The sequence below is a fragment of the Waltera acetigignens genome, assembly GCF_025567015.1.
In the GTDB taxonomy this organism is placed as follows: Bacteria; Bacillota; Clostridia; order Lachnospirales; family Lachnospiraceae; genus Acetatifactor; species Acetatifactor acetigignens.
This window is the reverse complement of record NZ_JAOQJO010000016.1, coordinates 42,704-56,072: the sequence shown is the minus strand read 5'-3', so window position 1 is coordinate 56,072 and position 13,369 is coordinate 42,704. Positions and strand designations below refer to the sequence as shown.

Below are 13,369 nucleotides of genomic sequence, written 5' to 3'. Positions count from 1 at the left end.
AAATGATTGGAGCAGATGCGATTATTAAATGTCTGGAAGCAGAGGGGGTAAGTACTGTTTTCGGATATCCCGGTGTTGCCATATGTCCTTTTTTCAACAGCATTCTGGATTCTGACATCAAAACGGTGTTGATCCGTACAGAACAGAACGCGGCCCATGCGGCCAGCGGTGTTGCCCGTATGACCGGAAGACCCGGTGTATGTGCGGTGACCTCCGGCCCCGGTGCCACCAATGTGATCACCGGTATTGCCACGGCATTTGCTGACAGTATCCCCATGATCTGCATTACCGGTCAGGTCAACAGTGAACTGCTGGGCAGTGATGTGTTCCAGGAGGCGGATATTACCGGCGCCGTGGAATCTTTTGTAAAATACAGCTATCTGGTGAAAAATGTAAATGATATTCCCAGAGTGTTCAAGGAAGCATTTTATATTGCCAATACCGGTAGAAAAGGGCCGGTATTGATCGATATTCCCATTGATATCCAGAATGCAACGATCAAAAATTTCCATTATCCGGAAGAAGTGAATCTACGTACCTACAAGCCTACCGTAAAAGGACATGCCGTGCAGATCAAGAAGGTTATCAAAGAGCTGGAGCGGGCGAAACGTCCCATTATCTGTGCCGGAGGAGGAGTCCTGCTCAGTGAGGCCGAGGAGGAGCTGCGCAGCTTTGCGGAAGAACACGGTATTCCCGTGGTGTCCACCATGATGGGTATCGGTGTTATGCCTACCGAACATCCGCTTTATTATGGAATGGTGGGCAATAACGGTAAGACTTATGCCAACCGTGCCATGAATGAATCGGATCTGCTGATCATGGTGGGAGCCAGAGTGGCAGATCGCGCGGTCAGTCAGCCGGATCTCATCACAAGAAACAAAGTGCTGGTGCACATTGACGTGGATCCTGCGGAGATCGGCAAAAATGCGGGTCCTTCCATTCCACTGGTAGGTGATGCAAAACACATCTTCCAGGATTTTCAGAAAGAAGAATTTGACTGTAACTACGAGGAATGGCTCACTACATTGAATGAATATCGCTCTACCATGGAGAAGAAGAGAACCCCTAATCCCGATTATGTGGATCCTGCAGCATTTATCACAAGACTTTCCGAGAAGATGCAGGAGGACGGTGTCTATGTGGCGGACGTGGGACAGAATCAGATCTGGTCCTGCGGCTATCACATTGTGAAAAAAGGCAAATTCCTGACCTCCGGCGGTATGGGAACCATGGGTTATTCTATTCCGGCAGCCATGGGAGCCAAGACAGCGGCCATGGATAAGCAGGTTATTGCGGTATGCGGTGACGGTTCCTTTCAGATGTCCATGATGGAGCTGGCTACGATCAGACAGCACAATATCCCGGTAAAGATCATCGTGCTAAAGAACAATTATCTGGGTATGGTAAGGGAATACCAGCACTATACCTACAAAGATCATTATTCTGTCGTGGATCTGTCCGGAAGCCCGGATCTGGAGAAATTATCTGCGGCCTATGATATTCCGTATCTGCGATTGAACAACATGGAACACGTGGATGAGATTCTGGACGCTTTTCTGGCGGAAGACAATACCATGCTGTTAGAATGTCTGATCGATCCGATGGATCTGGTAAAATAACGGAAGGGAGCTGTACTTAAAATGAAGAGAATATATTCCGTATTGGTAGAGAACCGTTCCGGTGTTCTGTGCAAGGTAGCCGGTCTGTTTTCCAGAAGATGTTTTAATATTGACAGCCTTGCCGTGGGAGAGACCGATGACCATGCAGTTTCCTGTATGACCATTGTAAGCTCCGGTGATGAGCGTACCCTAGAGCAGATTGAAAAGCAGCTGAATAAGAAACTGGATGTCATCAAAGTGAAGACTTTGTCCCAGGAACAGTGCTATACCCGGGAATTAATGTTATTAAAAGTTAAATATAACAAGAATAATCGTAGGGATATTATAGAAATCTGTGACATTATGAAAACAGAGATCGTAGATATGTCAAAACACTTTATGATGCTGCAGATTTGCGATGCTCCGGAGAAAATCGACACTCTGATCAAGATGCTTCAGACCATCAGTATTGTGGAAGTAGCTCGAACAGGAACCTTGGCATTATCAAAATGCACAGAAAATGATGATTAAAATACATCAATCATAATGTTAAATTCACTAATTGACATTCTGCAGTCATCTTGCTATATTAAGAATACAGTTGCTGCTCCGTCAGGGAGGACGGCTGTAGAAATACGAAAGGTATGGTAGATATTCATGCAGAAAAAAGTATTTCAGCTGTTAGTTGACAACACTTCAGGTGTGTTGAGCCGTATTGCCGGATTGTTTTCCCGTCGCGGTTACAACATCGAAAGTATTACGGCAGGTGTGACCGCCGATCCCCGTTTTACCAGAATCACCATTGTGACATCGGGAGATGACGATATTCTGGAACAGATCGAGAAGCAGGTGGGAAAGCTTGTGGATGTCCGGGATATTAAGGAACTGGACCCGGATGACAGCGTGTACCGCGAACTGGTACTGGTCAAGGTGAAAGTAGATCCCGAAAAGCGTCTGGAGATTCGCCAGGGGGTAGAATTCCTTGCCAACAATTTCCGTGCGAAGATCATTGATGTAGGTGCGGAGAATCTGATCGTTGAATTTACCGGTAATCACAGCAAGGTCAATGCGCTGATCCAGCGTTTTACGGAAGAGTACGAAGTGCTGGAGCTTGCCAGAACCGGTATCACAGGTCTGGGAAGAGGTATCGAGAACGTTACCTATATTGAAGATTGAGGACTGACAGGCGTAAGACCTCACACTTTATGTTAGCTCTAGGGAAGATCCCTATCAGTTATAAATTTTATGTCTCATAACGGAGGAGAAGAAAATGGCTAAGATTTTTTATCAGGAAGATTGTAATCTCTCTTTATTAGAGGGTAAGACTATCGCAATTATCGGCTACGGCAGCCAGGGTCATGCACATGCACTGAACCTGAAGGATTCCGGATGTCATGTTATCATCGGTCTGTACGAGGGCTCCAAGTCCTGGGCAAAGGCTGAGGCACAGGGGTTCGAAGTATTCACCGCTGCAGAAGCTGCAAAGCGTGCTGACATCATCATGATCCTGATCAATGATGAGAAGCAGGCTGATCTGTACAAGAACGACATCGAGCCCAACCTGGAAGAGGGCAATATGCTGATGTTCGCTCATGGTTTCAACATTCATTTCGGATGTATCGTACCTCCCAAGAACGTTGATGTTACCATGATCGCTCCCAAGGGACCCGGACATACCGTAAGAAGTGAGTATCAGGCTGGTAAGGGTGTTCCCTGTCTGATCGCTGTAGAGCAGGATGCAACCGGTAAGGCTCAGGATCTGGCACTGGCTTATGCACTGGGTATCGGCGGCGCAAGAGCAGGCGTTCTGGAGACCACTTTCAGAACCGAGACCGAGACCGATCTGTTCGGTGAGCAGGCAGTTCTGTGTGGCGGCGTATGTGCTCTGATGCAGGCTGGTTTCGAGACTCTGGTTGAGGCTGGTTACGATCCCAGAAATGCATACTTCGAGTGTATCCATGAGATGAAGCTGATCGTAGATCTGATCTACCAGAGTGGTTTCGCAGGCATGAGATATTCTATCTCCAACACCGCTGAGTATGGTGACTACATCACCGGCCCCAAGCTGATCACCGAGGAGACCAAGAAGACCATGAAGAAGATCCTGTCCGATATTCAGGATGGTACTTTTGCTAAGGAATTCCTGTTAGATATGTCTCCCGCAGGCAAGCAGGTTCACTTCAAGGCTATGAGAAAGCTTGCTGCTGAGCATCCTTCCGAGAAGGTCGGCGAAGAGATCCGTAAGCTTTACAGCTGGAACAACGAGAGTGATAAGCTGATCAACAACTAATCAACTGTAAAAAATCCAATGCTATGACAAAAGGGCTGTGTAAGAATGTAAAAGTTCTGACACAGCCTTGTTTTGACAAAAAATCAGTTGTTTTCAAAGGAAAACCGCAAAAACAAACTGGAAAATACATATTAATTGCGATAAAATGAATAAGTAAGCCCGAAAAATAGAAACGTGGCATTGAAACATGAAACAGATCTGTGGACAGGAAAAGACATAAATGCGCAGATCACGGAAAGGCATGAAAAGCGGTATGAAAGATTTTGAAGCAAAAACCTCTCCCAGGCAGAAAATGGATACCGAAAGCTGGTTTATCGAATGTTACCGGAACAATCAGGGGCATCCTCTGCGGACGTTAATGCATCTGTACAAGGGAAATTATCATAAATTTGTTCTGGCAGTCATCTGCTTTTTTGCAAAGCATGCCTGCGTCTGGGTACTGCCGATCATTACAGCCAATATCATCAATGATGTGACATCCCACAACCCGGATACTTTTCGGAACATTATTTTTTACAGTATTCTGGAAGCAGGGCTGATCCTGCTGAACATTCCGATGAACTATCTGTATACTTCCTACAAGAGTCTGGCCACCCGCTATGCGGAGACGGGACTGAGGAAAGCATTGATCCGAAAGCTTCAGCAGTTATCCATTTCCTATCATGTGGAGACTCAGTCCGGGCGATTGCAGTCCAAGATCATGCGTGACGTGGAAGCGGTAGAGGGGCTTTCCACACAGTTATTTTTAAGCATTCTGAACATTGCGCTGAATATCGGTGTGGCGCTGGTGGTCACCATCAGCAAGAGCCGGATCGTATTTATCTTTTTCCTTTTGACCACACCGGTAGCAGCCATCACCATGGTCACTTTCCGGAATATCATGAAAAAGCGGAACACTGAATTCCGTAAGGAAATGGAAGAGACTTCCGCCAGAGTCATGGAAATGGTGGAACTTGTGCCTGTGACCAGAGCACATGCCCTGGAGGACGAAGAAGTGGCAAAAATGAGCGGCCAGCTTTTTGCTGTGGCGGAAAAAGGCTACAAACTGGATCTGATCCAGGCATTGTTTGGCTCGGTGGGCTGGGCAGTATTCCAGATCTTCCAGGTGATTTGTCTGGCATTTACCGGATATCTGGCCATTGGCGGCAAAATTCAGGCAGGCGATATCACATTGTACCAGAGTTATTTTGCCACGGTAGTCAATCAGGTGTCCTCCATCGTCACCCTGCTGCCTACCATTGCCAAGGGTATTGAATCCGTCAATTCCATCGGTGAAGTATTGTTATCTGAAGATATCGAAGATAATGAGGGCAAGGAAAAACTGGAACAGGTGACCGGTACTTTTGATTTTGAGGACGTATGTTTCCATTATAAAAATAACGAACATAATGTATTGAACCATCTGAATCTTCATGTGAAATCGGGAGAGACTATTGCACTGGTGGGAGAATCCGGCGCCGGAAAGTCTACGATCCTGAATCTGGTCATCGGTTTTAATCAGGCGGAAAGCGGAAAAGTCCTGATCGATGGCAAGGATATCAGTAAGATCGATCTACGCACCTACCGAAAGCACCTGGCTGTAGTTCCCCAGACTTCGATCCTGTTCTCCGGAACGATCCGTGACAATATCACTTACGGTTGCGAAAATGTGTCGGAGGAAGAACTGCAGAAAGTGATCAAAGCTGCCAATCTGTCGAATCTGATTGCATCACTGCCTAAGGGTCTGGATACCATGGTGGGAGAGCACGGCGGCAAACTTTCTGGCGGTCAGAGACAGCGTATCTCCATTGCCAGAGCACTGATCCGGAATCCGAAGGTGATCGTACTGGATGAAGCCACCTCGGCTCTGGACAGTATTTCAGAAAAGCTGATCCAGCAGGCGCTGAACAATCTGACAGAAGGGCGTACCACCTTTATCGTGGCCCACAGACTGTCCACCATCCGGGATGCCGACAGGATCGCGGTCATTGCAGACGGTCGCTGCGCAGAGTACGGCACTTATGAAGAACTTATGGCTCTGCAGGGAGAATTTTATCAGTTGAAACAGATTCAGAGCTGATGGAAATCAGAAAACAGAAAAGTTGCTTGAAACATATGTTCGGCTATGGTATGATAAACATATCGTAGCCGATTTTTACAGGTTACTATTTGCAGGACAGGAAAGACGAGGACTTAGTATATATGTTTGCATATGTGAATGGCTTTTTGGAAGATGCCACGGTAGATAACGCTGTGATCGATGTCAACGGATTTGGCATCAATGTAAGGATTTCTGCGGATACAGCCTCCAGGCTGCCGGGAATCGGAGAAGAAGTTCGGCTTTACACTTATACCTATGTGAAGGAAGATGCCTTTTTACTATATGGTTTTCTCTCCCGAAGTGATCTGGAAATGTTCAAGCTGTGCATTACAGTCAGCGGAATCGGTCCCAAGGGAGCGCTGGCAATATTATCGGTCATGGATGCAGATGCTCTGCGGTTTGCCATTATGTCCGGGGATGCCAAGGCAATCTCCAGGGCCCCGGGAGTGGGAGCCCGGACGGCGCAGCGCCTGATTCTGGAATTAAAAGATAAGCTCTCCATTGATGATACACTGATCTCCAGAGAGATCGCCGCAGGCGGAGCCCAGGGAATCCTGACTGCCGGCAGCCTGCACATTGACAGTGAGAAGAAAAAGGAAGCCGTGGAAGCACTGGTGGCACTGGGATACGGACAGGCAGAGAGCCTCAAGGCTGTCAATGCCCTTGAGGATGTGGAGACCATGGATTCCGGCGCGATTCTGAAAGCTGCCCTGAAAAAATTGTTTTAAGGAACCGGATAAATTATGCCTAGAAGAATGATAGAGACAAATATCACAGAAGAAGATATCAAACTGGAAGGCTCTCTGCGGCCCCAGACACTGGACGACTATATCGGCCAGTCCAAGATCAAAGAGAACCTGAAGGTGTATATTACCGCAGCAAAGCAGCGCGGAGATGCACTGGACCATGTGTTGTTCTATGGACCTCCCGGACTGGGCAAGACCACGCTGGCAGGAATCATAGCCAACGAAATGGGTGTGCATATGAAGGTGACCAGTGGCCCTGCGATTGAAAAGCCCGGTGAAATGGCGGCGATCCTGAACAATCTGGAGGAGGGAGATCTGTTATTCGTGGATGAAATCCATCGGCTGAACCGTCAGGTGGAAGAGGTACTGTACCCGGCCATGGAGGATTACTGCATCGATATTATGATCGGAAAGGGTTCCAGTGCCAGATCTGTGCGTCTGGAGCTGCCGAAATTCACTCTGGTGGGAGCGACCACCCGTGCCGGACTTCTGACTGCACCTCTGCGGGATCGTTTCGGCATGATCCATCATCTGGAATTTTATACCATAGAGGAATTACAGCAGATCATCATGCATTCCGCCCGGATCCTGGACGTGGAGATCGAACTGGCCGGAGCAAGGGAAATGGCCAGAAGAAGCCGCGGTACACCGAGACTGGCGAACCGGATCTTAAAACGTGTCCGTGACTTTGCACAGGTTAAATACGACGGGATCATTACCGAGGAGGTAGCCAGAACGGCATTGGATCTGATGGATGTCGATAAGATGGGACTGGACCATATCGACCGCAATATTCTGGTCACGATCATTGAGAAATTCGACGGAGGTCCCGTGGGGCTGGATACCCTGGCAGCTGCCATCGGTGAAGATGCCGGTACGATAGAGGATGTCTACGAACCCTATCTGATCAAGAACGGATTTCTGAACAGAACACCCAAAGGCCGTGTAGTCACAGATCTTACCTATCATCATCTGGGACTGAATTGATACGTGCAGCTTACGAAATTTTACTTGCCACCCTATACATTCTGATATATAATAAATCTTGTATTATATTTTTGCGTAAATGGCATATATTGTGTTTTTCAAAAGAGTGTTAAGAGGGGTGTGGAGATGTCACCTAAGACAGATACAGAAGTGATCATAGGCGGAAAAGTATTTACTTTAAGCGGCTATGAAAGTGAAGATTATATGCAGAAAATTGCTTCCTACATCAACGGAAAGATTACCGAATACGGGAAGCTGGACGGCTTTCGCAGACAACCTCTGGATAAGCAGAACATTCTGCTCCAGTTGAATATTGCAGATGATTATTTTAAAGCCAAGAAGCAGATCTCCATTCTGGAGGAAGAACTGCAGGGCAAGGAAAAAGAGCTTTATGATCTGAAGCATGAACTGATTTCAGCACAGATCAAACTGGAAAATGCAGAAAAGCAGGGGAAGGAACTGCAAAAGCAGTTAAATGAAGACGCCAAGAAGATTGTACGTCTGGAGACAGAATTAAAAGACAAATAAATTGATAGCTGTCCGTTTTCGGGCAGCTATTTGCTTATATGAATCGAATGTAATAGAGGAAATCTGAAATCTATGAAAGCAGCAAAAAAAGTAGAATTACTGGCACCTGCCGGAAATGCGGAAGCCTTTTACGGGGCTATCCATGCCGGTGCGGATGCTATATATCTGGGTGGCAGCCGTTTCGGGGCCAGAGCTTATGCGGAAAATTTTTCGGAAGAAGAACTGGTTGCCTGCATCCGGTATGCTCATCTTTTTCAGCGAAAAGTATATCTGACGGTAAACACACTGGTAAAAGAATCGGAATTTTCCGGACTGTATGAATATGTATTGCCCTATTACCGGGCCGGACTGGATGGGGTGATTGTCCAGGACATGGGAGTATTTGCATATCTCAGAGAACATTTTCCAGGGATGGAACTCCATGGAAGCACTCAGATGACCATTACAGGGGAATATGGGGCAGCTTTTCTGAAGGAACAGGGGGCCTGTCGTGTAGTTCCCGCCAGAGAGCTGAGCCTTGCGGAGATCCGCAGGATCAAGGAAGTCACAGGGCTTGAGATCGAATGCTTTATCCATGGAGCCATGTGTTATTGCTATTCCGGACAGTGCCTGTTCAGCAGTATTCTGGGGGGCAGAAGTGGCAACAGAGGACGTTGTGCCCAGCCTTGTCGCCTGCCCTATACCACTGGAAAACATCCGAAGGAATGTTATCCTTTAAGCCTGAAAGATATGTGTACCATTGAATATATTCCGGAGCTTCTGGAGGCAGGGATCGACTCCTTTAAGATCGAAGGCCGTATGAAGAAGCCGGAATATGCCGCCGGAGTTACGGCAATTTATCGCAAATATATTGACCGGTATTATGCGGATTCCAAAGCTCCTCAGAAGATTTCTGCGGCAGATATGCATACGCTTTCCTGCCTCTATATTCGCAGTGAGAGACAGGATGGTTATTATCACAAGCACAACGGCGGGGAGATGGTGACTCTGGACAGCCCGGCTTACAGCGGTAGTGATGAGACTTTGCTTCAGAATATCCGGAAGGAGCATCTGGAACACAGGCTGACCCTTCCGGTATCCATGCAGGCTGAATTCCTGACCGGGGAGACCGCAAAATTGTATTTGTGGACCGGAGAGAGTGCCGTCACCGTAGAAGGGAATGTGGTAGAAGAAGCTTTCCGACAGCCCATCACACAGGAAAATATAGCAAAACAGCTGGGGAAACTTGGCGACAGTCACTTCCATCTGGAGGACTCCCTCGGAATCCGGGTAAGTGACAATGCTTTCTACCCGTTAAAAGCTATCAACGAGTTACGCCGAAAGAGACTTTCCCTGCTGGAAGAGCAAGTGATCCTTGCAAACGGCTTCCCTTATGAGAGAACTTCCGAAAAAGTTCCGACACTGGCTGACGATGGTGATTTTCGGAAAAACGATAGTATAAAGTCTCAAAAATCCGATGAAAAATGGGCTGTCACGATACGGACCCCGGAACAATGGCAGGGCTTTTGCGGTTCATCCTTCTGGAAAGATCCGGTCAGAACCGCCGGACAACTCAGACTCTATCTGGATGCGGATTTCCTGTTACAGGATCCGTCCGCTGCGGAGAAGATTTTGAGAAGCCTTACTGAAAAAGAGATCCAATCTGTGATCGCTCTGCCGAAGATCCTGCGCCTGCGGGATGGGCAGTATCTTGAAAAATTACGGAAATTGCTGCTGGAAAATCTGGCATATATAAATGGCTTTCAGGCAGCAAACATGGAACATATCGCGTTATTAAAACAATGGAATTTTACCGGAAAAGAAATCTATGGGGATCATAGTCTGTATCTCTGGAACCGAACCAGCCGGGATTTCTGGAAGGCATTCTTAGACGGCTATTGTCTGCCGTTGGAGCTGAATGCCGCAGAGCAGAGAGACATTCTGGATCCTGCGTTTCCTGCGGAAAAAGTAATATACGGCAGGATCCCTATGATGGTCACCGCCAACTGCGTGCAGAAGACCACTGACCGGTGTCAGCCGCAGGAGAATCCGAAGGCATTGGATCTGATCGACCGCTATCATAAAAGATTTCCGGTTCAGCGGAATTGTACCCACTGTTTTAATGTGATCTATAACAGTGTTCCGCTTTCCTTGCACAAGGAATTATGTAAATGGAGCGGCCTGGTGACCGGACGGTTGGATTTTACCACGGAAAATGAGACCGAGACTTTGGAAGTCCTGGAGTATTTTGCCGGTACCCGTAAGGAATTGCCCTATGGGGAATATACCACCGGTCATGAAAAACGTGGAGTAGAATAGACAGAAAGGTTTTGGATTCATGCAGGAATATGTGATTGAATTATCCAAATATTTTATCGCCTTTTTTATGGTGTTATATACGGCAAGCTGTTTTTATACCTTTCGGTATCCGGTGGGAGAGAAGCATCGTGGAGTATTTATTTTACAGGATCTTTTGATGTTTCTGGTGCAGGTCCTCTGTTTTCTGAACCTGTCCCTTGTCAGCGGAGATTTTCAGTATTTGTTTTTCTTTGCATTTATACTGATCTTTCTGTTTGCTACGATCACGATGGTATCGCTGATCTACGAGAATATTAACAGGCTTTTGCTGAATAATATGTGTATGCTTCTGGGAATCGGTCTTTGCATCGTATCGAGATTATCTTTTGACAAGGCCATCCGGCAATATGTGATCGTACTGGTATCTCTGATCTTTTCCCTGCTGGTTCCGTATCTGCTGGGAAAGATCCACTTTTTTAAGAAGATCACCTGGCTGTATGCCACGTTGGGAATTGCGCTGCTCAGTACGGTGCTGATCCTGGGAGAGGTGACCCATGGTTCCAAGATTTCATTTTCCCTGGGAGGAATCACGTTCCAGCCTTCGGAATTCGTCAAGATCCTGTTCCTGTTCTTTCTGGCGGGAGCGTTGTGGGAAAATGTCTCCTTCCAGAGAGTCGTTCTGACGGCGATCATTGCGGGAGCCCATGTGGTGATCCTGGTAGTATCCAAGGACCTGGGAAGTGCTTTGATCTTTTTCGTTGGCTTTGTTTTTGTGGTTTTTACTGCCACAAGAAATTATCTGTATCTTCTGGCAGGACTTGTCGGCGGAGGTGCGGCTTCTTATCTGGCTTATCAGCTGTTCGATCATGTACGGGTCAGAGTACTGGCCTGGCAGGATCCCTGGAAATATATTGACAATAAAGGCTATCAGATCACCCAGTCATTATTTGCCATCGGCAGTGGAAGCTGGTTCGGCATGGGACTGTTAAAAGGTAATCCCACAGCGATTCCTTATGTGGAAGCGGACTTTATCTTTTCTTCCATCTGCGAGGAACTGGGCGTGATCTTCGGAATATGTCTGATCCTGATCTGTGTCAGCAGTTTTCTGGAAATGATGCGGGTGGCAGTATGCATTCATGACAGATTCTATCAGCTGATCGTATACGGCATCGGTATTATGTATATTTTCCAGATATTCCTGACCATTGGCGGCGGTACCAAGTTCATTCCGCTGACCGGAGTGACACTTCCTTTCATCAGCTATGGAGGAAGTTCCGTCATGACGACCATGATCATGTTTTTCATTATACAGGGAATCTATATTCGCCTGCAGAAGGAAGGAGAGCGCAGAGGTGGCAGAAAATAAGGCGCAGAATACGCAGAAAAATACACAGAAAAAAGATGCCGACCGCAAAAAGGACGCCCGGAACAGAAAACGTATGGGCAACCAGCGGGAAATCTGGCTTTCTGCCGGAAGCATCGGTGTCCTGTTCTTGTGCCTGTTGGTCTATCTGGGTCATTTTGTGGCAACCAGCGAACAGGATATGATCAACAACAGTTATAATTCCCGTCAGCAGATTCTGCTGTCCCGCAATTACCGCGGATCCATTTATTCCAGGGATGGGGATGTTCTGGCAGAGACGATACTGGATGCGGATGAAGAGGAGACTCGAAACTATCCGTATAAGAATCTGTTTTCTCATATCGTAGGTTATTCCACCCAGGGACGCATGGGAGTGGAGGCTCTGGCCAATTACTATCTGATCAACACCAATACCTCCCTGAGCAATAAAGTGAAAAACGATACTGCCGGGAAAAAGAATCCCGGAGATAATGTATATACCACACTGGATGTCCATATCCAGCAGGTGGCCAACGACCAGCTGGATATTTACCGTGGTGCCATCATTGTAACGGAAGTGTCTACCGGCAAGATTCTGGCAATGGTGTCGCATCCCGATTTTGATCCGAATACCATTCCGGAGATCTGGGATGATCTGATCGACAATGATTCCAGTACAGTACTGTTGAATCGCGCCACCCAGGGACTTTATCCGCCCGGATCCACCTTCAAGATCGTAACGGCATTGGAATATATCCGGGAGAATCCCACCACGTATCAGAATTATTCTTATAACTGTAATGGTTCTTTCCGGGTGGGAGACAGCAAAATCAGTTGTTATCACGGTTCCAGTCACGGACAGGTCAGCTTTCAGAAGTCCTTTGCAAAATCCTGTAACTCGTCCTTTGCCAATATTGGAATGAGCCTGGACAGAGAGGCTTTTCAGGAGACACTGAATGACCTTTTGTTCAATAAAGATCTGCCACTTACGTTGAATTATGCCAAAAGCTCGGCTATCGTCTCCGAAAGTACACTTTCCGCGGAAATGATGCAGACCTCCATCGGTCAGGGTAAGACCCAGATCACACCGGTGCATCTGAATATGATCACCTGTGCCATTGCCAACGATGGTGTTCTGATGAAGCCCTATGTCATTGATCATGTGGAAAATGATGAAGGTACTGTGGTAAAAAGCTTTAAGGCATCGGAATACGGCCGTCTGATGACAGAGGACGAATCTGCGATTCTGAAACAGTTGATGACCGATGTTGTGGAAGAGGGAACTGCTTCCAAGTTAAGAGGTTTAAACTATACGGCTGCCGGTAAGACAGGTTCTGCGGAATACAATAATATCAAAGGTGACAGCCATGCCTGGTTTACCGGTTTTGCTCCCGCAGAAGACCCGGAAGTCTGTGTCACCATTATCGTAGAGGGTGCAGGAAGTGGCGGTGATTACGCAGTTCCCATTGCAAGACGTCTGTTTGATGCTTACTTCAACCAGAAAGAGTGATCGGAGGAGTC

11 protein-coding genes are annotated in these 13,369 nt (G+C 47.2%); all 11 read left to right on the top strand.

Translation table 11 applies throughout. The features are described from left to right. Positions 1 to 2: 2 nt before the first annotated feature. Positions 3 to 1,619: a biosynthetic-type acetolactate synthase large subunit gene (gene ilvB / locus OCV96_RS14630; protein ID WP_022312896.1), complete on the top strand. Its 1,617-nt coding sequence runs from the start codon at positions 3 to 5 to the stop codon at positions 1,617 to 1,619. A gap of 21 nt (positions 1,620 to 1,640) precedes the next feature. Then, complete coding sequence (gene ilvN / locus OCV96_RS14625) at positions 1,641 to 2,129, top strand: acetolactate synthase small subunit (protein ID WP_022312897.1); 489 nt, start codon at positions 1,641 to 1,643, stop codon at positions 2,127 to 2,129. Positions 2,130 to 2,255: 126 nt separating this feature from the next. Then, positions 2,256 to 2,774 (top strand): acetolactate synthase small subunit, encoded by a 519-nt coding sequence (gene ilvN, locus OCV96_RS14620; RefSeq protein ID WP_022312898.1) that lies wholly within the window; start codon positions 2,256 to 2,258, stop codon positions 2,772 to 2,774. A gap of 94 nt (positions 2,775 to 2,868) precedes the next feature. After that, positions 2,869 to 3,888: a ketol-acid reductoisomerase gene (gene ilvC, locus OCV96_RS14615; protein ID WP_118503785.1), complete on the top strand. Its 1,020-nt coding sequence runs from the start codon at positions 2,869 to 2,871 to the stop codon at positions 3,886 to 3,888. 253 nt (positions 3,889 to 4,141) lie between these two features. Beyond that, complete coding sequence (locus tag OCV96_RS14610; RefSeq protein ID WP_262594785.1) at positions 4,142 to 5,947, top strand: ABC transporter ATP-binding protein; 1,806 nt, start codon at positions 4,142 to 4,144, stop codon at positions 5,945 to 5,947. 122 nt (positions 5,948 to 6,069) lie between these two features. Then, positions 6,070 to 6,696, top strand: a complete 627-nt coding sequence (gene ruvA, locus OCV96_RS14605; RefSeq protein ID WP_118503787.1) for a Holliday junction branch migration protein RuvA — start codon at positions 6,070 to 6,072, stop codon at positions 6,694 to 6,696. A gap of 15 nt (positions 6,697 to 6,711) precedes the next feature. Then, a complete protein-coding gene (ruvB, locus tag OCV96_RS14600) occupies positions 6,712 to 7,701 on the top strand; it encodes a Holliday junction branch migration DNA helicase RuvB (protein ID WP_262594784.1) in 990 nt (329 codons plus the stop codon). Positions 7,702 to 7,827: 126 nt separating this feature from the next. Continuing rightward, positions 7,828 to 8,229, top strand: coding sequence for a cell division protein ZapA (locus tag OCV96_RS14595; protein WP_022312903.1), 402 nt, complete (start codon positions 7,828 to 7,830; stop codon positions 8,227 to 8,229). A gap of 72 nt (positions 8,230 to 8,301) precedes the next feature. After that, entirely contained in the window at positions 8,302 to 10,527 is a 2,226-nt protein-coding gene (locus tag OCV96_RS14590) for a peptidase U32 family protein (RefSeq protein ID WP_262594783.1), read from the top strand. 19 nt (positions 10,528 to 10,546) lie between these two features. Beyond that, positions 10,547 to 11,872, top strand: a complete 1,326-nt coding sequence (locus OCV96_RS14585; protein ID WP_262594782.1) for an FtsW/RodA/SpoVE family cell cycle protein — start codon at positions 10,547 to 10,549, stop codon at positions 11,870 to 11,872. Then, a complete protein-coding gene (locus OCV96_RS14580) occupies positions 11,859 to 13,358 on the top strand; it encodes a peptidoglycan D,D-transpeptidase FtsI family protein (RefSeq protein ID WP_262594781.1) in 1,500 nt (499 codons plus the stop codon). The genes OCV96_RS14585 and OCV96_RS14580 overlap by 14 nt, the downstream gene beginning before the upstream one ends. Positions 13,359 to 13,369: the final 11 nt, after the last annotated feature.